Source organism: Vibrio neptunius, from assembly GCA_019339365.1.
Lineage (GTDB): Bacteria > Pseudomonadota > Gammaproteobacteria > Enterobacterales > Vibrionaceae > Vibrio > Vibrio neptunius.
Map to the genome: position 1 here is coordinate 65409 of CP079859.1, position 26126 is coordinate 91534.

A 26126-nucleotide genomic window follows, 5' to 3' on the forward strand; every position below is an offset into this window, starting at 1 on the left:
TTATCACTCTATGTAATACTTAGCCCACTTGTTTTTACATTGAGCGAGAGCAATGGATAAGATCGAAGTTCGCGGCGCACGCACCCATAACTTAAAAAATGTGAACCTAACCATTCCACGAGATAAACTCATCGTGATTACAGGTTTATCCGGTTCAGGTAAATCATCACTTGCCTTCGACACCCTGTATGCGGAAGGTCAACGTCGTTATGTTGAATCCCTATCGGCCTACGCTCGCCAGTTTTTGTCTTTGATGGAAAAGCCCGATGTCGATCATATTGAAGGCTTATCACCAGCCATTTCCATTGAACAAAAATCAACGTCGCACAACCCTCGCTCGACCGTTGGTACCATTACTGAAGTGTATGACTACCTACGTCTATTGTACGCACGTGTTGGCGAGCCGCGTTGTCCTGAACATCATGTACCATTGACAGCTCAAACCATCTCACAAATGGTCGACAAAGTTTTGGAGCTTCCTGAAGGATCCAAAATGATGCTGCTCGCTCCCATCGTCAAAGAGCGTAAAGGTGAGCATGTCAAAACACTAGAGAACTTAGCAGCACAAGGCTTCATCCGAGCTCGTATTGATGGTGAAACTTGCGACTTGTCCGATCCACCAACTTTAGAATTGCATAAAAAACACACCATTGAAGTCGTAGTAGATCGCTTTAAGGTGCGTGATGATTTACAACAGAGGCTGGCGGAATCCTTTGAGACGACGCTCGAATTGTCCGGCGGCATTGCGGTCGTGGCTCCGATGGATGGAGATGGCGCTGAAGTCGTTTTTTCAGCTAACTTCGCCTGTCCACATTGTGGCTATAGCATGCAAGAACTAGAACCTAGGCTGTTCTCGTTCAATAATCCAGCAGGCGCCTGCCACACCTGTGACGGCCTTGGTGTACAACAGTATTTCGATCCAGATCGAGTGATTTTAGATGACTCTTTAAGTCTCGCAGACGGGGCGATCCGTGGTTGGGATCAGAAAAACTATTATTACTTCCAAATGCTGTCATCTTTGGCAGAACACTATAATTTTGATCTAAAAGCGCCTTTTAAGTCCTTATCAAAGAAAATGCAAGATGTGGTACTTACAGGATCCGGACGTACAGAGATCGAGTTTAAGTACATCAATGATCGCGGCGATATTCGCGTCAAACGTCACCCATTTGAAGGCATACTCAATACCCTTGAGCGTCGCTATCGTGATACTGAGTCTAGTGCCGTACGTGAAGATCTAGCTAAGTACATTTCAACTCGTACTTGCTCGAGCTGCGAAGGCAGTCGCTTGCGTTTAGAAGCTCGTAATGTATTTTTAGACGACACAACCTTACCTGAGATTGTTGAGCTCAGTATCGCAGATGCGTTGGATTTCTTTGCGTCATTGGAGCTAGAAGGTCAGAGAGCGCAGATTGCCGAAAAAGTAATGAAGGAGATCAATGATCGTCTCCAATTTTTAGTCAATGTTGGCCTCAACTACCTCAACCTTTCGCGTAGCGCTGAAACCTTATCAGGGGGAAGCTCAGCGTATTAGACTCGCCAGCCAGATTGGTGCAGGCCTGGTCGGAGTAATGTACGTATTAGATGAACCTTCCATCGGGCTTCATCAACGTGATAACGAGCGGCTATTAAACACCCTAACTCACTTGCGTGATTTAGGTAATACGGTGCTGGTTGTAGAACATGATGAAGATGCGATTCGCATCGCCGATCACGTGATCGATATAGGCCCTGGAGCTGGTGTACATGGCGGTAGCGTGGTGGCAGAAGGGACCATGGAAGATATTATCGCCACTCCAGAGTCACTAACTGGCCAATACCTCAGCGGTACAAAAAAAATTGAAGTGCCTGCACAGCGTACCCCTATCAATAAAAAGAAAGTGGTCGAGTTGCTCGGCGCTACAGGTAACAATCTTAAAGATGTGACATTAACAATCCCGGTTGGTTTGTTCACCTGTGTGACAGGGGTTTCAGGTTCTGGTAAATCTACTCTGATCAACGATACTTTTTCAAGATTGCACACACTCAACTAAATGGTGCGACGACAGCCACCCCATCTCCTTATCAAAAAATTAAAGGGTTGGAGCATTTTGATAAGGTTATCGATATTGACCAAAGTCCAATAGGGCGCACGCCACGCTCTAACCCAGCCACTTATACAGGCATCTTTACACCGATCCGAGAGCTGTTTGCGGGAACGCAAGAAGCACGCTCTCGAGGTTATAAACCGGGTCGCTTCAGTTTCAACGTACGTGGAGGGCGATGTGAAGCTTGTCAGGGCGATGGGGTCATCAAAGTCGAGATGCACTTTCTGCCAGACGTTTACGTGCCATGCGATGTGTGTAAAGGCAAACGCTACAACCGTGAAACTCTCGAAGTCCACTACAAAGGCAAGACCATTGATGAAGTACTGGGGATGACGGTTGAAGATGCACGACACTTCTTCGATCCTGTACCCGTCATAGCCCGTAAGCTGCAAACACTTATCGATGTTGGACTTTCTTATATTCGTCTTGGCCAAGCTGCGACCACCTTATCTGGGGGTGAAGCGCAACGTGTCAAACTGGCCAGAGAACTATCTAAGCGTGATACTGGTAAGACACTCTATATTTTGGATGAGCCCACCACTGGCCTGCACTTCCATGATATTCAACAGTTACTTACTGTACTGCATCGACTACGTGATCACGGCAATACCGTGGTGGTCATCGAGCATAACCTTGATGTGATTAAAACCTCAGACTGGATTGTCGATTTAGGCCCAGAAGGTGGTCAAGGTGGCGGTGAAATTATTGCTGAAGGAACACCGGAAGAAGTGGCCAAGGTAAAAGGTTCACATACCGCACGATTCCTCAAGCCTATGTTAAAATAAAGAAAAGTAGTAAATTAAACAGACCATAACATGGTCTGTTTTCTTTTGAAGGACGCAATAATCAATGGCAACCATCCATTTGGCAGGGACAAGTCTAGAGCCGCAAGCACCTAAACTACCGCTCATTAAGCCGTTTCTCGTTTCTATAGCGATCGTATTTTTGCTCGCGATGCACATTTTCACCCCTAATCCTGGCGGTGCTGGGCTCGCGCTCTCTTTTAATACCACGACTTGGCTGGCGGTCAGTTTCTCTCTGGCAATAGGGTTGTATCAGGTCGGAACCCAAGGTGTTGTCAGATACAATAAGCTAAGCATTGGACTGTTTCTGTGCTGCATATTGATCACAATTCCGATATTTTTCCCTCACTCAGACTTTTCCCTTTCTCAAGGTAAACTGCTCGGCTTATGGGCTGGCTACGGGCTGTTTTTTGTCCTTCAACAATTTCGCTTCAGCAACAAGCAGAAGCAACGTTTATTGTGGTTCATCACCATCTCGGTCTTTATGCAGGCGCTGTTTGGCTGGTTTCAATATTTACTCCTGCAACCTGACAACTTTTTTGGTTACGATACAGTACAAAATCGCCCTTACGGTATTTTTCAGCAGCCGAATGTCATGGCCAGCTTTCTCGCCACGGGATTGGCTCTGTCAGGCTACCTACTCACTCGCCACCCAAAGAAATACAACCGTCATCTCAGTGAAGTTTTGTTGCTGTACTTGATGCCAGTGGTCACCGTACCACTCTTGGTCATCCTCGCTTCGCGTACTGGCTGGCTCGGTGCATTTCTCAGCGTTGTTTTGTTGCTTTCATACCTGTACCGCTTTGCAACTAAAAAGCGTTTTTGGGGCTGGCTTAGCGCTATTATCATTGGTTTAGCAATAGGCTCCAGTTCAATCATATTTGCAGATAAAGAAAATATCGCTTCCCAAAAAGTTAGCCTAGAAGACGTCAGACAATTCATCTACCCTCAAGCACTCGATATGTTAGTTGAGAGGCCGTTCACAGGCTACGGATACGGGCGATTTGAGCCAGAATATATCGTCTACACGGCACGCCAACATCAGTTAAACCCTAACTATCATCCCGGTCTTGCTTCAATGGATCACCCTCATAATGAGCTGCTTTATTGGGGGGTAGAAGGAGGATTGCTTCCGGTATTAGCTATCGTACTCGCAGCGGTGATGGTTTTAGTAAGGATCTACAATGCTAAAAAAGGCACTCGCCTCGCGATGTTTGCTTTATTTGTACCAATAGTGCTTCACAGCCAGTTGGAATATCCGTTTTACCACTCTGCAATTCACTGGATAACCTTTGTGATTCTACTTTTCTGGATTGATCAGCGCGCGCGCTCGTATCGTTTTGCGTCATTCAGCATTGTGACTAAAACACTGTTCCGAGTGATGAGCTTAGTCGTGCCGATCATAACCAGTTTCTATATGCTCACCGCGCTGCACACTAACTACGTGCTCACTCAGTTTGAAACATCAAACCCTAAAAATCCTGACTTACTCAATCAAGTCAGCAATCCAATAGTTTGGAAAGACAGGTACGACTGGGATATTTATAGCACCTATCTCAATATTGGCCTTTATCGTCAGGAGGCGAAATTCATCCAGCCATACATTGACTGGTCACTGAAAATTATTAAAGAGAAGCCAAGACCAGCGTTTTATAACAACCTGATCCTGGCTTACCAAGGTCTTGGTGATAGTGAGCGTGCTGAACAAATTCGCAGTGAAGCGCAATACTTGTTCCCTGAGAGAGATTTCTCACAGGTGCAATACATAGCTCCAGATATCGATGCACTCAAAGCAGACAATGAAAAGTAGCCGAATAAAAAGGCGACGCTTAAAGCGTCGCCTTTCAATTCTATTTTGATGGCAGTTACTGCGTGAGTGACTCTTCTAATGCTCTCAAACAGAGTGCAACATTTTCTGCACGAGCGCCGTAGCCCATAATGCCGATGCGCCATGCCTTACCCGCTAATGCCCCCAAACCTGCACCAATTTCGAGATTATAGTTTTCTAGCAAATGGTTACGAACCCCTGCGTCATCAACGCCTTGAGGAATATAGACTGCATTGAGCTGAGGTAAACGTGATTCTTCTTCAACAACAAACTCAAAACCCAACTTTTCGAGACCTAACTTCAACTTTTCATGCATGTCACTATGACGCTGCCAAGCATTCTCTAACCCTTCATTCTTTAGGATTAATAACGACTCATGCAGCGCATAAAGGCTGTTTACAGGCGCTGTATGGTGGTAGCTACGTTTTCCTTCCCCGCTCCAATAGCCTAATACTAGACTTTGATCTAAAAACCAGCTTTGGACAGGTGTTTGCCTTGCCTGAATCTTCTCAATGGCCAGGGGTGAGAAGGTCACTGGCGATAAGCCAGGAACACAAGATAAACATTTCTGGCTGCCTGAATAGACCGCATCTAGCTGCCATTCATCGACTTTCAGTGGCACACCACCTAAAGAAGTCACCGCATCAACAATCGTTAGCACACCGTGTGCCTTTGCAAGCTTACCCAATGCTTGGGCATCACTACGTGCACCAGTCGATGTTTCCGCGTGAACGAATGACAGGACCTTTGCATCTGAGTGCGCTTTCAACGCCTGCTCGACTTTATCGACCGAGACAGGAGTACCCCATTCATCATCAACAATGACCGCTACACCTCCCGCTCGAACAACATTTTCGCGCATTCGCTCGCCAAACACGCCATTGCGACAAACGATCACCTTCTCACCCGGTTCAATAAGGTTAACAAAACAAGTTTCCATACCCGCACTGCCCGGTGCTGAAACAGCAATAGTGAATTCATTTTCGGTTTGAAAAGCGTATTTGAGTAGCTGTTTTAGTTCATCCATCATTTTGATGAACAAGGGATCAAGGTGGCCAACTGTAGGTCGACTCAAAGCCTGCAAAACTTGAGGAGAAATATCCGAAGGGCCAGGGCCCATAAGAATACGGTGAGGGGGGATAAAGCTTTGAATCGTCATTGTTCACTCCTTGATACTGGTCTGCTTTTACTTTATTTGTCTTTACATTAAAACAAATCGACACCAGCAGCAATTGGACGAAAGTTGTCAGGTAAAACCACTGTCACAAGTTTGTTAATTAATAAACCGATTAAAGTGACACTTTCCCGTTGACAAAGCTCACATAAAAACGTTCAATGCAGTTTGTATGGTGAATTTTTATGCCGCCATATGAATGCATTTTGCAGAAGAGGAGCACTACCCAGGTAGGTGTTTTGTGGAGCCACAACTCCGATACAAATCACTGAGGGGGAGTAGTGCCGAGGTAGATCAACGTTGTGGTTTTGATCTGTCGGTTGACTTGGGTTGACTCCCATCAACTGTCATCAGCTCAGTCTGGTGAAGAGCTTCTGAGGTAAACCTTACACAATAAAACCTCTTTATACGCTCACTCTCTCTTCAAGCAAGGATTACTTATTTACTTTCAGGAAGTTGTGGGAGAAATGCCGTGGGCAATTTTAACGTTGCTAAATTTGGTGGAACCAGTGTCGCTAACTTTGAAGCCATGAGTCGATGTGCTGCGATCATTGAACAGAACCCAAACACAAAGTTAGTCGTCAGTAGCGCCTGTTCAGGTGTGACAAACTTATTAGTAGAGCTTGCGAACGGAGTTCAAGATCAGACAGAACGCAGTGCGATTCTAACCAAACTCGCCAGTATTCATGATGCGGTACTCAATCAACTAGAAGATGCGACTCAAGCGGCCAACGAGGTCTACTCCATTCTAGATACCGTCACAAGTTTAGCAGAAGCCGCCTCGATTCAGTCAAGTACCAAGCTGACCGATCACCTTGTCGCCTGTGGTGAGTTAATGTCTACACATCTACTGGCCCAGTTAATGAAAGAACGTGGCATCAATGCGGTACGCTTTGATATTCGTGACGTACTACGCACAGATGATAATTTTGGTAAAGCAGAACCAGAACTAGCTACCATTCGTCAACAAGCGCAAGCATCACTTATCCCGTTATGCCAACAACAGGTTGTGGTAACTCAAGGTTTTATTGGCGCCGATGCAGATGGCAATACCACGACACTGGGTCGAGGTGGTAGCGATTACAGTGCCGCACTTATTGCAGAAGCAGTTGAAGCTCAGGGACTCGAGATTTGGACCGATGTACCGGGCATTTATACCACTGATCCACGTATTGCTCCAAAAGCCTCTCCCATCTCAGAGATCAGCTTCAGTGAAGCCTCCGAAATGGCCAATTTTGGCGCCAAGATCCTTCACCCTTCGACGCTAATTCCTGCTCTGCGCCATGATATCCCGGTGTTTGTCGGTTCATCAAAGCAACCAGAAAAAGGCGGAACTTGGATTCGCCATCGAGTCGAGAGTTCACCTCTCTTCCGTGCTCTGGCTTTACGATGTAACCAGACCATGGTGACGTTGCGCAGTGCGCAGATGTTCCACGCTTACGGCTTTCTGGCCAAGGTGTTTGAAATTCTGGCGAAGCACAAGATTTCGGTGGATTTGATTACTACTTCAGAGATCAGTGTCAGTCTCACGCTTGACCAAACCGACACATCTGGTGGTGCCCCTCAGTTACCTGAAGCCGCACGTTTTGAACTGGAAGAACTATGTACAGTGGAAGTAGAACATAACCTGTGTCTGGTCGCGCTGATCGGCAACAATATGAGTGAGAGCAAAGGTTATGCAAAGCAAGTATTTGGCACACTAGAAGAGTTTAACTTGAGAATGATCTGCTACGGCGCAAGCCCTCACAACCTGTGTTTCTTAGTTGATGAGTCAGACGCAAAGCTAGCGATCCAGAAGCTGCACACTGAATTGTTTGAGAAGTAATAATAGAACAGAGAACAAAAAAGGGTTGGCGCTAAAACGCCAACCCTTTCAATTTGTATCAGTGGTAAAACCGAGTGAGTTACTCACCCGCCACTTTCATAGATTCAATCAGAATCGAACCCGTCTGGATTTGTGAGCGGGTTTCAACATCATTACCAACCGCGACAATCTGATTAAACATGTCTTTCAGGTTACTGGCGATGGTCACTTCAGAAACAGGATATTGGATCTGGCCATTTTCCACCCAGAAGCCAGCCGAGCCTCGAGAGTAATCACCGGTGACGATATTCACGCCCTGTCCCATCACTTCGGTGACAAGAAAGCCCGTTCCCAGTTCTTTAAGCATCTGCTCAAAGTCTTGCCCCGTCGATTTAACGAACCAGTTATGAATGCCACCAGCATGACCCGTTGGCGTCATGTCCATTTTACGCGCGGCGTAACTGGTCAATAGATATGTCGCGAGCACACCATCGGTAATGATTTCACGATCTTGGGTTGTAACACCTTCACTATCAAATGGGCTCGACGCTAAGCCGCGGAGTAAATGCGGTTTTTCAGCAACATTAAACCAATCTGGAAGTACCTTTTGGCCGAGATGATCAAGTAAGAATGATGACTTGCGATACAGGTTACCACCACTGATTGCCATCACTAAGTGTCCAAGTAAACCTGTTGCCACATCAGCTGCGAACATCACAGGATACTGACCTGTTTTCAGCTTTTGCGCATCAAGGCGACTGATGGTTTTCTCCGCCGCTTTCAAGCCGACTGACTCAGGTGACCAAAGATCATCTTTATGGCGTGCGACTGTATAGCTGTAGTCGCGCTCCATAACACCACTTTCGCCCTGACCAATCACACAACAACTGGTACTGTGGCGGCTGGAGGCATAGCTAGCAAGCAAACCGTGGCTGTTGCCATAAACCTTCAAGCCATAATGGCTGTCGTAACTCGCACCATCGCTTTGTTTGATTTTGTCACTGAAAGATAACGCTTTTTGCTCAGCAGCAATCGCAATCTCGGCCGCATGATCTGGGTCTGGCGTATCAGGGTGAAACAAATCAAGATCAGGAATTTCTTTTACCATCAGCTCTTTAGGAGCAGGACCTGAGCATGGGTCTTCTGAAGTGTAATTGGCAATATCAAGTGCTGCCATCACCGTCTGTTGAATGGCTTTTTCACTGAGATCGGAGGTAGACGCACTGCCTTTGCGCTGACCACGGTAAACGGTAATACCTAAAGCGCCATCGCTGTTAAATTCAACGTTTTCCACCTCACACATCCGTGTTGATACACTCAGGCCAGTGGTTTTAGTGATCGCGACTTCAGCGCCATCGGATTTTTCCGCGGCCATTTCCAGTGCTTTCGCAACGGCGGCCTCAAGCTCAACACGTTGCTGAGCGACTTGCTGTCTTACGTCCATATCTTCTTCATGCTTAAGGTCTGTTGTCCCTAGAATAACAAGAATTTCGCTTTCTCCCCATGATTCTTGTTAAAATAGAGAAATAGATGTTCAAATTAAGGCAGAAAGATGGCCCGTAAGAATCAAAAAGCGCCATGGGAAGAAGAAGAGGAAATCATTTGGGTCAGTAAAACCGAAATGAAGCGTGACATGGAAGAGTTACAAAAACTGGGTGAAGAACTCGCCAGTCTTAAACCTTCGGTGTTAGAAAAATTCCCGTTAAGTGAGGACCTTGCAGAAGCAATTAAAGATGCACAACGCTTTAAAAATGAAGCACGTCGTCGCCAGTTGCAATACATTGGTAAGCTGATGCGTTTCGAAGAGACTGAGCCACTTCAAGCGGCACTGGACAAAGTACGTAACAAACACTCTCAAGCGACCGCTGCACTGCACAAGCTGGAACAGCTGCGTGACCGCGTCGTTGAAGAAGGCGATGACGCCATTGCTGATGTAATGGAGTTATACCCACAAGCGGATCGCCAGCGTTTACGCCAATTGGCACGTCAGGCAGCAAAAGAGAAGAAAGCGGGTAAGCCAGCTAAAGCGTTCCGTGAAATATTCCAAGTGCTAAAAGAGCTCAACGACGAAGAGATTTAAGCAAGCCGCTTTAGATAAAAATGGGCTGATGCAGATACATCAGCCCATTTTTTGTTGTTAGGGAAAGTTATTCGCCCGCTTTAACAAACCCGCTGAGTACAGCATGGCTATGTTGCTGAGTTAAAAGTTCAATCGTATCAGCAACCGCCACCTTTCCTTGGTCAACAAAAGCAAAATGCGAGGCAATAGCTTTCGCGTCGCTGATATGGTGAGTCACCATCACCACAGTAATATTACGCTCTGCGGCTAACTGCTTTACCAGCCCGAGCATCTCTTCACGCAATACCGGATCAAGCGCAGAGAAAGGTTCATCAAGCAGCCAGATAGGGTGAGGCTGAACAAAACATCGGGCCAATGCGACACGCTGACGCTGTCCACCCGATAATTGTTCAGGTAAACGATCCAAATATTCCTCAATACCAACCTGAATCGCGGCTTGTTCCACCTGACTGGCTTGCTCAGAATTGAGTTTCAATCCAGGGTTCAGCCCCAATCCAATATTTTCGCGCACGGTGAGGTGGGCAAACAGGTTATGCTCCTGAAATAACATCGCAAAAGGACGCTGGTGAGGCTCTTTGCCCGCAACTTCTAATTCACCAGCTTTAATACTGCCACTTTCAGGTTCGATAAAACCCGCAACCAAGGCCAGTAACGTTGATTTCCCCGCCCCACTCGGTCCCATCAATGCGACCAGACTTCCCTGCTCAATATCTAAATCAAAATGGAATAGATCCTGATGGTAATAGTAACGAACATCATTAAGGGTCAGCATAAGTCACCTTGGCATTTGCCTTAAACAGGGTTTCAATCAGTACAAAACAGCCAACACTGAGCAGTAACAAAGTGACTGACACTACAGCCGCTGCATCCATCTGATAACTGCCCAGCAATTGGAAAAGATACAACGGCAGAGTGCGGAACTCCTGGCTGCCAAACAGGGCAATTGCACTTAAGTCTCCCACCGCAAACATGAAACTGATCGCGAAAGCATGTGCCATTGGCTTTCTCAGTGCTCGCCATTCAACAACGCGAAAGCGCTGCCAACCTTTGATACCTAAGCTTGCGCATACGTATTGGTATTGCTGTTCGATATGCAGCATCGGTTGTGACAAGGTTTTGATCACGTAAGGCAAGCCCATCAACGCATTCACCGCAACCACAATAAAAAACGCCAGACTAAACACATCCGTAAAAGACCGCAATAGCAAAAATAATCCTGTAGAAATCACCAAGCCGGGAGTGACAAGAATGATCGTACCCAATAGTTCAATCTGATCCGCATGACGACTTCTTGCGTTCAGTCGCAATCGACGGCTGGTCAACAATATTGCAATCCCTGCCGAGAGCGCGATACCGCTTGCCAATGTTGCTACTTTGAGCGACGACCATAACGCCAGCCAAAATCGTTGATCAGTAAACACCGATAAAGCTTCTGAGTTGATGCCACTGAGCACCACCATCAGTAAAGGTGGCAGCACCAATAGCATACTCAGGCCAATCCAGATCCAATCCCAGCTATATGACCAGATGGAGTCCTTTACCATATAAAGGTTGTGACTTGGTGCGCCTGAACTCACAGCCACAGGTTTGGTCAAACGTTGCACCGCCAACGCCATAATGCCACACAATAGCATTTGCCATATCGCCAGTAATGCCCCTGCCTGCAAGTCAAAATCGAATTTGATCGCCTGATAAATCGCCAGCTCAATCGTGGTCGATTTCGGCCCGCCACCGAGCGCCATTACCGTCGCAAAACTGGTAAAACACAGCATAAACACCAAGCCACACACGTGCGGCAACTGCTGACGCAAGCGAGGCCATTCGACCCACTTAAATTTATGCCAATGGCCCATACCTAGATGCGCACACAGTTTGTGCTGCTCAGCCGGAATAGACTCCAATGATTGCAATAGCAGGCGCGTCGCATAAGGCAGGTTGAAAAACACATGCGCCAGTAAAATACCGTTCAGACCGTAAATCGAAAATGGCAGTCCAGAATCAAACCATGCAAAAGCTGACGATAGCAGACCGCTATTGCCATAAATCGCCAGTAAGCCAAACACCCCAACCAATACAGGCAGTACTAATGTGGTGGCAAACAACTTAAGCAATAATGACTTACCAGGAAAGTTACGCCGAGATAAAGCATGCGCTACAGGAACCGCTAAACCAACACTGAGCAGAGTCGACAGAAACGATTGGTAAAAGCTGAACTTGGTCACATATCGATAGTAAGGGTCTGACCAAACCTGAGCGATATTCAGGGATGGGGCCGCAACTAATAAAGCACCGAGAGCAGAAACAACAAAGGCCGCGATAGCTATCGCGACCCAGAGTCCCAATTGTGGAATACTACGCAAAGCGTCTCCTTAAAAGGTTAAGGCGCTTTGCCACTCACGTATCCAAGCTTTTCGGTTTTGGGCTACTTCTTCTGCGCTAAAACTCAATGCTTTTTCAGGTACCGTCAGTGTCTCAAAACCTTCAGGCAATGCGACTTCTGTCACTGGGTACATCCAGTTACCCATTGGCATCAAAGACTGAAAATCGTCGCTAAGGATAAACGTCATAAATTCATCGGCTAACTTTTCGTTTTTCGATGCTTTGACTTTAGCCGCAACCTCAACCTGAGTGTAATGGCCTTCAGAAAAGTCAGCCGCTGCGTATTGGCTGTCGCTTTCTGCGATCAGGTGATATGCCGGTGAGGTGGTGTAAGACAACACCATGTCTGACTCACCTTCAAGGAACATAGAGTAAGCCTCAGACCAACCTTTCGTGACAGTGACGGTTTTCTTAGCCAGTAGCTGCCAAGCGGGTACAACATCATCACCATAAACAGATTTCATCCATAACATCAGACCTTGACCCGGTGTTGAGGTGCGTGGATCCTGATAAATCACTTTCAGATCATTCCGAGATTCCACCAGTTCTTTAAGACTCTTTGGTGGATTGGTTAGCTTTTCTTTGTTGTAGACAAACGCAAAGTACCCGAAGTCATACGGCACAAAAGTACTGTCTTCCCAACCATTAGGCAATTTTACTGATTTGGTATCGACATTATGCTCAGCAAGTAAACCTGTTTTCTGTGCTTCCGCCATTAGATTGTTGTCCAAACCTAACACAATATCCGCTTTGCTGTTGTCCCCTTCGAGACGCAGGCGGTTAAGAATAGAGACACCATCATCAAGAGCAACAAAATTGACATCACAACCGCAATGCGCTTCAAAAGCGGCTGCCACTTTCGGGCCAGGGCCCCAATCCGCGGCAAAAGAATCATAGGTATAAACGGTAAGGGTGTTATCTGCTGCCAATGCAGAAAAAGATGTCAGTGTGGCAACGGCGATGGTGCTTAAAGTGGTTTTCACTGCTCGCTCTCTCCTTGGTTGAGCGGCACAGGTTTGAGGAAACATTGGCAGGGCAAATGTTCAGACTCAATTCCTACGCCAGCATTATCTGGTTCAGGTACACGGGTCCTGGGCTTTGCCCAATCTCAGCTTCATCTGTGCGATGAATAGCTCCCCGATGAGTGTCGGCTGAATTGTAATCGTAATGTTATCAATTGGCCAGAATTAAGCGCGCTGGTCATATCCCCAACGCGGAACAAGCCCCTGTTCAACATTAAGATGATCGAGAATCCTCGCCACCATAAAGTCGACCAGATCATCAATAGACTTAGGTTGATGGTAGAAGCCCGGTGCCGCAGGCATAATGGTGACGCCCATCTGCGACAACTTATGCATATTTTCTAGATGCAACGTAGAGAATGGTGTTTCACGCACGACCAGCAGCAGCTGCCCGCGCTCTTTCATCACCACATCGGCCGCACGCTCGATGAGATTGTCGGACATACCATGTGCGATGGCAGCGACACTGCCTGCAGAGCAAGGGCACACGACCATCTGTTTTGGCGCCGCAGACCCGGAAGCCACTGGAGAGAACCAGTCGTCTTTACCATAGACAACCAAGTTCGCGGAGTCACAATTAAGGTGTGCGACCAATGCTTGTTGAGCAGACTCGGGATTAGCCGGCAATTTCATATCATGCTCGGTCGCTAACACAACTCGAGCCGCTGACGATATCAGCAAATGTACCTGATAGCCGGCGGCTAGCAGACACTCAAGCAATCTAAGCCCGTACGGTGCGCCTGAAGCCCCCGTAAAAGCGAGTGTAATTGCTTTGTTTTTCTCTTTGTTCATACTACTACATTAATCTATTCGGCGAGTTTAGCCAGCAGCTTGTCGTGGATGCCTTCAAACCCACCATTACTCATCACCAGAATTTGATCGCCCGGTTGAGCCTGTTCTGTCAGCATCTGCACTAACGCATCAACACTGTCTGACACATAAGCCGATTGCTGACATTGCTGGGCAATATCCTCGACAGACCATTCAATATTATCTGGTTGATAAAGGAAAACTACATCGGCCTGTGCGAGGGAAGCTGCCAACGTTTCTTTATGCACGCCACGTTTCATCGTCGCACTACGAGGTTCAAGTACTGCTAGGATTCGTTGTTGGCCAACCTTATTACGCAATCCACCCACAGTAAGTTCAATCGCCGTAGGGTGATGAGCGAAGTCATCGTAAACCGTAACCTGATTCACTTCACCTTTTAGCTCAAGTCGACGTTTAGTATTGATGAATTTCGCCAGCGACTGACAGGCTAAATCCGGAGTAACACCCACATGACGGGCCGCTGCGATGGCCATCAAAGCATTATCGACGTTATGATCGCCCACCAGCTCCCACTTCACAGTACCGACGGCTTCCCCTTGGAAGAAAACGGTGAATATTGAACCATCGGCGACTTGTTTCTCCGCTCGCCAGTCACCTTGTTCGCCGCTGAACTCCGTTTCGCTCCAGCAGCCACGCTGTAATACATCGCCTATTGCTGAATCTCCTTGCGGAGCAAGGATTCGACCGTTCCCCGGCACGGTTCTTACTAAGTGATGGAATTGGCGCTTGATCGCTTCCAGATCATCGAAGATATCCGCATGATCAAACTCCAAATTGTTCATCACTAACGTGCGAGGATGGTAATGCACGAACTTAGAACGCTTATCGAAAAAAGCACTATCGTATTCATCAGCTTCCACGACAAAAAACATACTTTCGCCCAAACGTGCTGAAACACCGAAGTTGCCCAAGACACCACCGACAAGAAAGCCAGGTTGGTAGCCACAGTCTTCTAAAATCCACGCCAGCATGCTGGAAGTGGTCGTTTTTCCATGAGTTCCAGAGACAGCCAGCACCCAACGGTCATGGAGAAGAAACTCCTGCAGCCACTGTGGACCTGAGGTGTATCTCAGATTACTGTTCAATACATGTTCGACACAGGGATTACCTCGACTCATCGCGTTTCCGATCACAACGAGATCAGGTGCAGGATTAAGCTGAGACGGTTCAAATCCTTCAATAATTTCAATACCTTGAGATTCCAACAATGTACTCATTGGTGGATAAACATTAGCGTCACTACCCGTCACTTTATGCCCCAATTGACGAGCTAAAACTGCAGCACCTCCCATAAATGTGCCACAAATTCCCAAGATATGAATATGCATAAACAACCTTCTCCAAGGCGAAAACTGAGCTGACATTATGGCGATTATACGCAGAAAAGCGAACTACTTTGCTCACTGTTTTACGTCACACGAGCGCAAATGATTGCGTGTTATGCGCGTTATCCAACTCGTATGGCTTCAAACAAGCAGATGAAAACTGTTATCAAGTCGACAAATAAAACGAGATCTCAGTCAGTTAGTTCATTACCAATAAAAAGATCTAACTCTTAGACTAGGCTTAGGCGAAATTTAAGATCCGTTAGAGATCATCAACGCCTATCCCCTACTATATTGAAGCGACTAAAGGAAAAATCATGTCTGGAATGCGCACCCTTGGCGAGTTCATTGTTGAGAAACAAGCGGACTTCCCCCACGCTAGCGGTGATCTATCATCCCTACTTTCTTCTATCCGACTTGCTGCAAAAATCGTTAACCGCGAGATCAACGCTGCTGGTCTTGGTGACATTACCGGTGCAGTCGGTACTGAGAACGTACAGGGTGAAGACCAGCAAAAGCTGGATGTTTACGCGAATGAAAAGTTTAAAGCAGCGCTAGAAGCCCGTGATCAGGTTTGTGGTGTAGCCAGTGAAGAAGAAGACGAAGCCGTTGCGTTCAATAAAGAGCTGAACAAAAACGCGAAATACGTGGTTCTGATGGATCCGCTAGATGGGTCTTCAAACATCGATGTTAACGTGTCAGTCGGTACCATCTTCTCCATTTACCGTCGTGTGTCGCCTATTGGCACCCCACCGACAGAAGAAGATTTCCTTCAACCCGGCCATAAACAGGTTGCTGCAGGTTACGTAATTTACGGCTCTTCAACCATGTTGGTGTACACAACTGGTAAAGGCGTTAATGGCTTTACCTACGATCCATCTCTGGGCACATTCTGCCTGTCTCATGAAAACATGATGATTCCTCAAGATGGCACGATTTACTCAATCAACGAAGGTAACTACATCCGCTTCCCGATGGGTGTGAAGAAGTACATCAAATACTGTCAGGAAAATGAGCCGAGCGAACAGCGTCCTTACACATCACGCTATATTGGTTCACTAGTCGCGGACTTCCATCGCAACCTGCTTAAAGGCGGTATCTACCTTTACCCAAGTACGCAAAGCCATCCAAACGGTAAGCTGCGTTTACTCTACGAGTGCAACCCAATGGCGTATATCATTGAGCAAGCTGGTGGTGTCGCGTCTGATGGTAAGACTCGTATCATGGATCTAAAGCCAACTGAATTGCACCAGCGTGTGCCTTTCTTTGTTGGCTCAAAAAACATGGTCAAGAAAGTGGAACAGTTCTTAGAACAACACTCAGAAGATTAAATAGAAAGGCGCTTTCGAGCGCCTTTTTCACATTTTCTTGAGCAAAATCTCGCCTTAGTTGGTTTACATAAAACCGAGTTTAGCAGTAAGGTATTGCGGTCTTATATTCAAGCCCGTGTGCCTCACTGAGGTACAAACTAAAAAAGGAACTTTCTTAATGAGTTTAAACAACGTACCAGCAGGTAAGTCTCTTCCTGATGATCTCTATGTCGTGATTGAAATCCCTGCTAATGCGGATCCAATCAAATATGAAGTAGACAAAGATTCAGGTGCTGTGTTCGTCGACCGCTTTATGTCTGCACCTATGTTCTACCCATGTAACTATGGTTACGTAAACCACACTTTGTCTCTAGACGGGGATCCAGTAGACGTTCTGGTTCCAACACCGCACCCTCTGATGCCTGGTTCAGTGATCCGCTGCCGTCCTGTCGGTGTTCTAAAAATGACGGATGAGTCTGGTGAAGACGCGAAAGTAGTAGCAGTACCACACACTAAATTGTCCAAAGAATACGATCACATCAAAGACGTAAACGACCTGCCTGAGCTACTAAAAGCACAGATCACGCATTTCTTTGAGCGTTACAAAGAGCTTGAGTCTGGCAAGTGGGTAAAAGTCGACGGTTGGGAAGACGTAGAGTCTGCTCGTAAAGAGATTCTTGAATCTTACGAACGCGCACAGAAATAATAAAAAAGAGCCAGCAAATGCTGGCTTTTTTATATCACTGAACGCTAGACCCGCTGGCACCAGTCACCTGAAGAAATAATGGTATCAAGCTTGCTTCCATCTTGGTAAAGGTATATCCAAGCTTCGCCGAAGGGGGTTTCAATTTGCTCACGGCGATACTCAATAGGCACATCCTCAAGTTGATCGACTTTAGATAGTGTCTCACCATCAATCAGGTACACTTCCCCCAGAATCGAACCATGACCCTCAATCACCGCTGGATACGAGCCAAGATCATATAACGCGTAGTTAGGGAGAGTTTCAAAATGACCTAAACATTGGGAGCCAACCAAATAATTATGGTTACTTTCTCCCTGACGTAGGGTTCCGTACACAAAGAGTAAATGCTGCATCCTGCCACCTAGCTTGACGATCAATTGAATTCAAATTGATACAGCAGATCGACTGCTCTGTCCAGACCTGATACAGCTTCAACATAGAGATCTTGCATCAGTCGATAACGCACCGTAAATTCGCCCACAGAGTCAAAGATACCCACTCCATATTTGACCTGCAGACCCGGTAGAACGTAACCACTCACGGTCACTTGTGAATCATCACCAGACCCAGAGGTATCCAACTGAAGATCCTGAACACCAAAAGCTTGGCCAATTTCTCCGACGACACGACCACTTTGAGCTAAGCTCAAACCAATCAACGTCGTCGTCATGGAGCTACTGCCTGATTCACCATCAATATTTTGGCCACGCAGCAAATAAGATAGTGCATTGGCCTGAGGCATCGCAGGTTCAGAGAAAATAGTGACGGTAGGTTCATCAACAGGCCCAGTGACTCGAACACCTGCCGTTACCTCATCTCGAGTGTTGTCAGGGTTACGCACCGCGGTAATTTGCACATAAGGCTGATCCACCGGACCATTCATCAGAACTTTGCCTTGTTTGATTAACAAATCTTGGCCGAAGGAGCGGTAGGAACCATCGACAATATTCACTTCGCCAGTGACGAACGGCCCTTTATCACGCTGTGCAACATTGAGGTTTCCCGATAAACCGCCCTCTAAACCAAAAGCTGAAAGTTTGAAGTCCTCACCAATATTGATGTTAATGTTTGTCTGAACACTAAACGGTACGCTAGTGGTTTCATTTTGGGGCTGAAGCTGATCATCTAGGATAACCTGATCCTTCGATATTCCAATCGCGCTTGGCGGCAGTTCCTCAACCACAATGCGTCCCCAAGGCAGAGAAATCTTACCATCGATCTGGGCTTGCTTAGGAGAAGCCGATATCGTCATATCTGGCACAACCTTGATTTTCACCATCGGCGGCATATCCACTAACAGCTCTTCGGCAAAAACCCGAACACTCGTCTGCCAATCTTTGAGATCTTGCCAGTTAGCATCTCCGGCAGCTTCCAGCTTACCATCAGGTGTATTGATCATCGCCGCGAGTGTGGCGTCATAGCCCGAGAAACTGAGGGACAGTTTACCCGAATCAATCTCAACGGGTGTGATTTCCCCTTCAAGCAAAATATCATCGACCACAAACTGGCCATAAACTTTAGGGTGCATCATAGGGCCGGAAAATGTTAAATCGGTACTAACATTAGATTTCATCTTGCTATAGTCGCCAAGAAGAGGAGCAAGAAAATCCAAGTGGAAAGTCGTTAAGCCAAGCTTACCATCCAGCTGTTTGTCTTTCGCTAACACATCAGGGATATGGATCTCACCTGAAATGTCTCCATTGTCTGTCACATCCAGTAACCAGTCAGCCTCAAGTTTGTTGTTCTCAAGATGAGCATTAAGTTTGAGTGACTCCCAGCCAAGATGGACAGGCTGCTCATTATGTTGCGTTACCGAGCCTTTGGGCATTTCTAACTTGATCATGATCTGTGGCGCTTGTTCTGGTGCCCACTTAGCCATCGCAGTAGCATTCACTCCACCCTCTAATTTAATCGTTTGAGGCACCAACGCTTTAAGCTGATCAAAATCGAACTGTTTGATGGAAAGATGCGCTTCGCCACTTTGGCCGGCGTTTACATCCTGATCGAGACAGATCGAAGCATCGGCTTGTAACCAACAATGCGCCGCAACGAATGCCTGCTGTGAGTCAATGAGAAACTCTAACTGAGTCGGTTGATTCAAGTTCCACATACCTTGCTCTGAGGTCAACGACATACGCTCCAGCGCACCTTTCCACATCAACTCAGGCTTATCTTGCAACGCACCTTTAATCGCCAATTTCGTTGAGGCGATGTTTGACTCAAGATCAAGAGTCAATGCGTGCTGCTGTTGCTCGCCATCAAAATTTAATAACACTTTATCAATCAGATAATCTTGATATTTGGCTCTGGCAACTCTGAGCTGCAATTCACCAGAAGGTAAAGGCAGTGGAGAGATCTGCCCTTGCAGCGAAACATCCTCTACCTGCACATCTTGCTGCCACTTAATGGCTTTCACATTAAGATCCACACCAACCAAAGGTTTATCCAACTTACCAGTCAGCCTAATCTGACCTCGAGCGCTACCTCTTAAATCAGGGACGGATTTAGCGATATCCGGAAAGTCGACGGCAAGCTGCATATTTAGGTTTTGTTCAACATCACCTTTTGCCGTCAGATGATTCGGTCCATGAGATAAGACTAAGCGTGGCGTATCAATTTTGAGTTCACCAGTGCCCGCTTTATCGGAAGCAGACAACGCACCTTCTATGTTCAGCGGGTAATCTCGCAAAACGCCGTCAATATCTAATGTTGGTAACTTAACCTGCCAACCACCTTGCTCCGTCAGTGAACCAGTAGTGGCGAACTTGCCGCTAATATTCCCTTCTGCCTGCTGCCACTGTAGGCCCGGTTGAATGTCCTTCAGTGAAAGGTTAGCCGCCCAGTTAATCGGCGCTTGCCAATTGGCCATCACCGTACCACTCACCTCCCCACCTAAGATTTGTATAGAGAGGGACTGAAGATCGATTTGGTTTAAATCCCCTTTGCCATGCAGAGTCAGGTCAGCATCAGGCAATTGACTGCCTTTCAGAGCCGAATCGAGTTCAACACTGTAGCCATTTAGCGAGCCTTGAGTATGCAAGTTGCGTATTGTGGCAAAATAATCACCTTGGCCTTTCAACGGCCATTGAAGGTCACCATCACTCAAAGTCAGTTCAAAAGGAAATTCGGCATTCAGTGGCTGCAATGCAGCTTCAAGATGAGCTTTAGCTAAACCGCCGAAGTCTGCCTTTAACGTCAGTTCAGCAACACTTCCCGTCGCATGCAGTTTGACTGTCTGTCCATCCGCTATCTCCTGCTTCACTTTGGCATTCAGTTCCAACTCCAACGGATAGTCATCTGATAAGGTCACTGTTGTACTAAGCACACCTTCGATTTCGGGCATATCCAATGCAAGAGTATCAACCTGAACTTGGGATCCAGCGGCACTTGCCTCCAACCCCAAATGGTTTACGACTACAGGAGTGGGTTGTTGCAACTCAAAATCATTCACATCCAGTCGCACTACATCAATTTGTAGCGGTAAGGTAATGTTTGGTAAGACTATCGGGGCGTTAGTGTCCCTCGCAGCAGGGGCTGGTTCACTGGCATCACTTGGTGCCAGAGCCACTCGAATGGAGTCGAACGCCGTTTGATTAATTCGTAGACGATTACCCTGAAAGGCCAACCCTGTCGTGAAAGACTGCCACTTGATCTGATGACCTAGAATATCCAGGGACATGTCGGTTAAGGCCACGCGTTTGACTTTAATGGGTATAGGCACTGTCACTGGTCCACTTTCGTCAGCCACAGGTTCCTCTGGCGTCGTGCTGCTCTGCGGTAATTCCGGCATATCAAACTTAAGGCCATCTACCGCGAGTTCATCGACACAAACACTGGGCTCTGTCAGGCAAGCAGCATTAACCGCCAACGTGATTGAGCGAGCCTGCACATCGACGTTAAGTGAGTCGTCTTTAAACACGACACCATTAAGCGTAAAGCGCGGGAAAATCGCCCCTGAATAGGACTCGATTTTCAACTGAGGTACAAACTTTTCTGCTCCCCAGAGTACTATTTTAAGACCCGGAGTTGTAAAAAGAACTGCAGCTAGGGCAATGGCAATCACCACCAAAAAGCTGAACAATGAGATAGACAGCCGCTTTGACCATTTTAAAACAACCTTGGTCATAATTCGGGCCCTAACGTGAAGTGGACTTTAAATTCATCACCCGGCGAAGCATCAAGGCCCCAAGCAAAGTCGAGACGAATTGGACCCACGGGCGATGCCCAACGGACACCAAAACCAGTCCCGCGCTTAAAATCAGGCTTGTCATTGAAGGCATCGCCATAATCATAAAATACCGCTCCCCACCAATTACCATAGACGCGGTATTGATACTCCAAGGATGAAGTCGCGATGTATTTGGCCCCCGTCAATGCACCACTACTGTCTTTGGGGGAAATAGATTCATAGCCATAACCACGCAAATTATTGTCACCACCGGCAAAGAAACGCAGTGATGGAGATAACTTATCGAACTTGTCGGCAAAGTTGGCCCCTCCGTCTAAACGTAAGATCCCCGATGATTGCGACCTGCGCTGCGAATTCCAAGATGTGCCTGCTTGCAGGCGAATGACCCGAGTTTCAGATAATAAGCTTTCATCACCGTACTCGATAGTCAGGCTTTGGCGATCTCCCCAACGAGGCATGGCACCGCCGCGAACTCGGCTGCGACTGTATGTCAGACCTGGGAGTAGAAACTGACCAGAGTCATCCTGAAGGCCTTGTTCGTAGTTTTCCAACAAGTAGCGAATAAACAAAGTTCTGTGCCAACCATTGTCTAAAGTCCAGTGGCGCTCAAGCGCTAAGTTAGATTCAAGGCTTTTTGTATCTCGGTTATCGACATTTTTCATCCCATAACCAATGCGATAATACTCATTCAACGCATCTTCAAGTGGGATACGGTAGCCTGCGGTAATCGTCTGCTCAGGCTCAGAGAGAGAAAAGCTACTGTCAAAGCTGTGGCCACGTGCGTTGACCCAAGGTTTTTTCCATTTCAGGGAACCTCGAACACCGACGTCAGTAGAGTAACCTAGGCCTGTTTCCAGTTTGTTCTTTGCCTGTGGAGCCAGAGACACTTTCATTGGCAACTCTCTGCTCTTACTCAACATGGATAAGTCAGGCTCAACAAACACCGAAGAAAACCAATCCGTATTAGACAAGTTTTGATTGTACTCTCCGACTTGCGAAACCTGATACGGTTCTCCCTTTTTGTAGGGAGAAAGCGATCCTACACGGTCTTCTTCAATCTGACTTCCCGAAATTATGTTCTCACCAAAAGCGTAACGAATACCGCTGTCGAAATGCAGGCGTATAAAGGCTTGATTCAAATCCGGTGAAACCTCAAGGCGGCTCATCGAGTAATCACCCTCAAAATAGCCTTTCTGCAATGCCAGATTACGGATCCCAGATTTAAGTGCATCATATTGGCTATGATTCAGGATCTGGCCTTCCTTGATACCACTTTTTCGGAGCAACACTTTAAATGAGCGGTCATTGCTCGCTTCACCAGTCAACTGTATATCCACTTCTTTAATCAATACTGGTGGGCCGGGGGTAACCGTCACCACTAATTGATGACCATCGTCTAGAACTTGAAACGAAAAATCTGGATGATAGTAGCCGAGGGCATTGAGAGCTTCTGTGATGCTCTTTTCGACACGAGCTTGAAAGCGTAGACTGGTGTTATAATCTTCGTCAGGAATAGAGGCCAGATAAGCATCGACATTCATATCCAACTCACCAGATAACCCTTTAACAGACAAGCCTACTGTATCAGCAGACACAGGAAAACCACTGGCAAGGAGAATGACTGGTAATGACTTTCTTATCATGTTTTATCTACTACCCAAGAATCGTAACGGAATAATAACGCCACACAAAAAATAAGTCTGTACGAAAACAGTCAATTAGGCGGTCTACTCTCAAGATTATTAATTTTAAGGATATTCACTATGCTCGATAAACAAACCATGATCACGGCTCAGCAAGCTTTACCGGGACGTAAGCAACCACTTGCGATTGATGATACACACTTTGTCAATCAATCCAGTTTAACCGCACCACCCGCTGAAGGCTGCGACGAAATCGTGTTCGGCATGGGATGTTTTTGGGGAGCAGAACGTCTGTTTTGGCAACTTGATGGCGTGATCAGTACTTCGGTGGGATACGCTGGTGGCTTTACACCTAACCCAACCTATGAAGAAGTCTGCTCAGGTCAGACAGGTCATACTGAAGTGGTGCGGATTGTTTTTGACCCTGCAGTTATCAGCCTTAACCAACTACTGCAAAAATTTTGGGAGCGTCATAACCCAACTCAAGGAATGCGTCAGGGCAACGACTTAGGCACCCAGTACCGTTCTGCTATTTACGTATATAGCGACGAACAATATCAGGCAGCGATACAATCGCGAGACGAGTATCAATCGTTGCTCGGACAAGAAACATCATCCATTACCACCGAGATTCTGCCTGCTGGTCGCTACTATTACGCAGAAAGCTACCACCAGCAGTATTTGGCTAAGAATCCAAATGGGTATTGTGGGTTAGGTGGCACTGGTGTGTGCTTCCCACCAGAAGATTAAACGCTACTAAGCAAAAAAGTCGCCCAGTTGAGCGACTTTTCATTTTCCTAAACAGGTAACACGGTAATCGCTTGATTAATTTCCTTGAAGGTATGCATTTTCTTTTTATCTTTTATGTCCGGCATCAGGACTTTACCGTTATCAAATCTAAACTTGCCAATTCCTGAAATGACAAACTGTCCCTTGAATAATGTCTTCACAAAGCGTGCCACCTGATGTGGTCGATATTTCGTAAATTCGCGCAGCATAACTACCTCAATATCCATTTGCGATCTGATCCTTTCCTTGGATCCGCTTCTTTTCCTGCTTGGCTTACAGTGCATCATACACATTAATGTAAGACCAATACAAGCAAGATCACAAACACAAAACAAATTATTAACATCATTGGTTTTCTTCAGCGACTGAGAATTTTTAGGTATATACTTTTCCCGCTTACTAAAAAGGAAGAAAATAGTGAAAAACAAGACTCTAATCGCTTTGACAGTAGCATGCTCTCCCATGTTTGCTCTGGCGCATAACATCACTGTCGGCCAAACAGTTCCAAACGTTGAAGTGGCCAGCCACGGTGAAATCATGGTCAAAGATAATGATACGACGTATCAACCATGGTCATCTCAGGACATGTTAGGTAAGGTACGTGTGATCCAAGCTATCGCCGGACGCAGTAGCTCGAAAGAACTTAATGCCCCCCTTATGTCAGCTATCACAGCCGCGAAATTCCCATCAGAAAGCTACCAGACTACGTCCATCATTAACCAAGATGATGCGATCTGGGGTACAGGCTCTTTCGTTAAATCCTCAGCAGAAGACAGCAAAAAAGAATTCCCATGGTCTTCAATGGTACTTGATAAAGAAGGTGTGGTTACTGGCGCTTGGGAACTTCAGGAAGAATCTTCCGCCATTGTGCTACAAGACAAGCAAGGTACCGTCTTGTTTGTTAAAGAAGGTGCTCTGAATAATGAAGAAATTCAACAAGTTTTGACACTAATTAAAGATAATATCTAATCTCATTTGCGCTTAGCGTTTTCTTAAGAGTTGTTATAATATAACAGCTCTTTTTCGTATTAAATGAAACGCTGTGATTAAAACTCATCCCAATCTAACCAGACGCTCAGCGGTCCTTGCTTTCTTTGGCATTGTGCTGATGTCATGGATGAGCTTCGCTTACATCGACCACCAATACGATATCTCGCCTGCCCATCACAGTGATCATCACTGCCAACTATTTTCTTGTGCGCAATACGGCATGAGCCATTCATCTCCGACACTCACCGATACCTCATTACCAGATGTATTCATCGAGCAGGATGATTATCACTTCTACCAGCGACTAGCATTTGCCTATCAGGCCCGCTCTCCCCGGTGAGACTAACTAGTTAACTCAGATTTTCACGTGCTGTTTCAAAGCAATAACCATATATTTTATCAAAACACTTTATTAGGATTCACAATGAACTCAATGACAAAAGTTGCAACACTGGTTGGCCTTGCCCTAAGTACTACCGCTTTCGCTGAAGAAGGATTCCGTCAACACGAAGCTCACGTGCACGGCCACGTTGAGCTAAACATCGCTCAAGATGGTAAAGAGCTTTTAATGGAAATTACCGCTCCTGGTGCTGATGTTGTCGGCTTTGAACATGCTCCAAAAACAGCAGAACAAGAAAAAGCCCTAAAAGACGCAGTCACTCGACTAAAAAATGCAGACTCTATTTTCACTCTTGCATCAGCAGCAGGTTGTCAGGTTGAACATCAGTCAGTAAAGCACACTCTGGGTGCTGACGACCACGACCACGACCACGACCACGACCACGACCACGACCACGACCACGAAAAGCATGACGAACATCATGATGAACACAAACATCATGATGACCATAAACATCACGATGAGCATAAAGGTCACGAAGGTCACGAAGGTCACGACCATCATGATGAACCTCATGGCGGTCATGGCGAGTTTACTGTCGAATATCACTTCGAATGTAACGACATCAACGCACTTTCTTCCATCGATACACAATGGTTTAAAGCTTTCCCAAGCACAGAATCTATTAGCGTTAACCTATTAACAGATAAAGTGCAAACCGCACTTGAACTGTCTGCAGACAACACTAAGATTTCGCTTTAAGTCCAAAACGACCTGATAGCTTGCG

Annotated in this window: 20 protein-coding genes, 1 pseudogene and 1 riboswitch; of the genes and pseudogenes, 10 read left to right on the forward strand and 11 right to left on the reverse strand. The window is 46.5% G+C overall.

The window, feature by feature from the left end; translation table 11 throughout:
- Positions 1-52 precede the first annotated feature (52 nt).
- A pseudogene (gene uvrA, locus KW548_00285) lies at positions 53-2872 on the forward strand (excinuclease ABC subunit UvrA).
- Between the two features lie 64 nt (positions 2873-2936).
- The gene (locus tag KW548_00290) at positions 2937-4700 is read left to right on the forward strand and encodes a PglL family O-oligosaccharyltransferase (GenBank protein QXX06645.1); all 1764 of its coding nucleotides are present in this window, start codon (positions 2937-2939) and stop codon (positions 4698-4700) included.
- Between the two features lie 55 nt (positions 4701-4755).
- Here the strand turns inward: KW548_00290 and KW548_00295 are convergent, their stop codons facing one another.
- Entirely contained in the window at positions 4756-5877 is a 1122-nt protein-coding gene (locus KW548_00295; GenBank protein ID QXX06646.1) for an alanine--glyoxylate aminotransferase family protein, read from the reverse strand.
- Positions 5878-6364: 487 nt separating this feature from the next.
- On the opposite strand from KW548_00295, the gene lysC reads away from it, so the two are divergent.
- Positions 6365-7717, forward strand: a complete 1353-nt coding sequence (gene lysC, locus KW548_00300) for a lysine-sensitive aspartokinase 3 (protein ID QXX06647.1) — start codon at positions 6365-6367, stop codon at positions 7715-7717.
- Between the two features lie 79 nt (positions 7718-7796).
- On the opposite strand, the gene pmbA is transcribed toward lysC, so the two are convergent.
- Entirely contained in the window at positions 7797-9140 is a 1344-nt protein-coding gene (pmbA, locus tag KW548_00305) for a metalloprotease PmbA (protein ID QXX06648.1), read from the reverse strand.
- A 108-nt stretch (positions 9141-9248) separates the two neighbouring features.
- Here pmbA and KW548_00310 point away from each other — a divergent pair, with 108 nt between their 5' ends.
- Complete coding sequence (locus KW548_00310; GenBank protein QXX06649.1) at positions 9249-9776, forward strand: ribosome-associated protein; 528 nt, start codon at positions 9249-9251, stop codon at positions 9774-9776.
- A gap of 67 nt (positions 9777-9843) precedes the next feature.
- On the opposite strand, the gene thiQ is transcribed toward KW548_00310, so the two are convergent.
- From thiQ to mpl, 5 genes are all read right to left on the reverse strand, one after another.
- Entirely contained in the window at positions 9844-10548 is a 705-nt protein-coding gene (gene thiQ, locus KW548_00315) for a thiamine ABC transporter ATP-binding protein (GenBank protein QXX06650.1), read from the reverse strand.
- Positions 10535-12136, reverse strand: a complete 1602-nt coding sequence (gene thiP / locus KW548_00320) for a thiamine/thiamine pyrophosphate ABC transporter permease ThiP (GenBank protein QXX06651.1) — start codon at positions 12134-12136, stop codon at positions 10535-10537. Before thiP ends, thiQ begins: the two co-directional genes overlap by 14 nt.
- A gap of 9 nt (positions 12137-12145) precedes the next feature.
- The gene (thiB, locus tag KW548_00325; protein ID QXX06652.1) at positions 12146-13138 is read right to left on the reverse strand and encodes a thiamine ABC transporter substrate binding subunit; all 993 of its coding nucleotides are present in this window, start codon (positions 13136-13138) and stop codon (positions 12146-12148) included.
- A 53-nt stretch (positions 13139-13191) separates the two neighbouring features.
- Positions 13192-13305: riboswitch (TPP riboswitch) on the reverse strand.
- Positions 13306-13342: 37 nt separating this feature from the next.
- Positions 13343-13969, reverse strand: coding sequence for a UbiX family flavin prenyltransferase (locus KW548_00330; protein ID QXX06653.1), 627 nt, complete (start codon positions 13967-13969; stop codon positions 13343-13345).
- 14 nt (positions 13970-13983) lie between these two features.
- Positions 13984-15336, reverse strand: a complete 1353-nt coding sequence (mpl, locus tag KW548_00335) for a UDP-N-acetylmuramate:L-alanyl-gamma-D-glutamyl-meso-diaminopimelate ligase (GenBank protein QXX06654.1) — start codon at positions 15334-15336, stop codon at positions 13984-13986.
- A gap of 314 nt (positions 15337-15650) precedes the next feature.
- Here mpl and fbp point away from each other — a divergent pair, with 314 nt between their 5' ends.
- Both fbp and ppa read left to right on the forward strand, forming a co-directional pair.
- Positions 15651-16664, forward strand: a complete 1014-nt coding sequence (gene fbp, locus KW548_00340) for a class 1 fructose-bisphosphatase (GenBank protein ID QXX06655.1) — start codon at positions 15651-15653, stop codon at positions 16662-16664.
- Between the two features lie 157 nt (positions 16665-16821).
- Entirely contained in the window at positions 16822-17349 is a 528-nt protein-coding gene (ppa, locus tag KW548_00345; GenBank protein ID QXX06656.1) for an inorganic diphosphatase, read from the forward strand.
- Between the two features lie 44 nt (positions 17350-17393).
- Here the strand turns inward: ppa and KW548_00350 are convergent, their stop codons facing one another.
- Genes KW548_00350 through KW548_00360 form a run of 3 tightly spaced genes read right to left on the reverse strand, consistent with a single transcriptional unit; the run spans position 17394 to position 23220 of the window.
- A complete protein-coding gene (locus KW548_00350) occupies positions 17394-17741 on the reverse strand; it encodes a gamma-glutamylcyclotransferase (protein QXX06657.1) in 348 nt (115 codons plus the stop codon).
- Positions 17742-17761: 20 nt separating this feature from the next.
- Complete coding sequence (locus KW548_00355) at positions 17762-21514, reverse strand: translocation/assembly module TamB (protein QXX06658.1); 3753 nt, start codon at positions 21512-21514, stop codon at positions 17762-17764.
- A complete protein-coding gene (locus KW548_00360; protein QXX06659.1) occupies positions 21511-23220 on the reverse strand; it encodes an autotransporter assembly complex protein TamA in 1710 nt (569 codons plus the stop codon). The genes KW548_00355 and KW548_00360 overlap by 4 nt, the downstream gene beginning before the upstream one ends.
- A 120-nt stretch (positions 23221-23340) precedes the next feature.
- Here KW548_00360 and msrA point away from each other — a divergent pair, with 120 nt between their 5' ends.
- On the forward strand, positions 23341-23970 hold the full coding sequence (gene msrA / locus KW548_00365) for a peptide-methionine (S)-S-oxide reductase MsrA (GenBank protein QXX06660.1): 630 nt from the start codon (positions 23341-23343) through the stop codon (positions 23968-23970).
- Between the two features lie 47 nt (positions 23971-24017).
- Here the strand turns inward: msrA and KW548_00370 are convergent, their stop codons facing one another.
- Positions 24018-24218: a DUF1107 domain-containing protein gene (locus KW548_00370; protein ID QXX07947.1), complete on the reverse strand. Its 201-nt coding sequence runs from the start codon at positions 24216-24218 to the stop codon at positions 24018-24020.
- 208 nt (positions 24219-24426) lie between these two features.
- Here KW548_00370 and KW548_00375 point away from each other — a divergent pair, with 208 nt between their 5' ends.
- The 3 genes from KW548_00375 to KW548_00385 all read left to right on the forward strand — a co-directional run bounded on the left by KW548_00375 (position 24427) and on the right by KW548_00385 (position 26101).
- On the forward strand, positions 24427-24978 hold the full coding sequence (locus tag KW548_00375) for a YtfJ family protein (protein QXX06661.1): 552 nt from the start codon (positions 24427-24429) through the stop codon (positions 24976-24978).
- A gap of 73 nt (positions 24979-25051) precedes the next feature.
- A complete protein-coding gene (locus KW548_00380) occupies positions 25052-25339 on the forward strand; it encodes a DUF2607 domain-containing protein (protein ID QXX06662.1) in 288 nt (95 codons plus the stop codon).
- An 84-nt stretch (positions 25340-25423) separates the two neighbouring features.
- Entirely contained in the window at positions 25424-26101 is a 678-nt protein-coding gene (locus tag KW548_00385) for a DUF2796 domain-containing protein (GenBank protein ID QXX06663.1), read from the forward strand.
- Positions 26102-26126 lie beyond the last annotated feature (25 nt).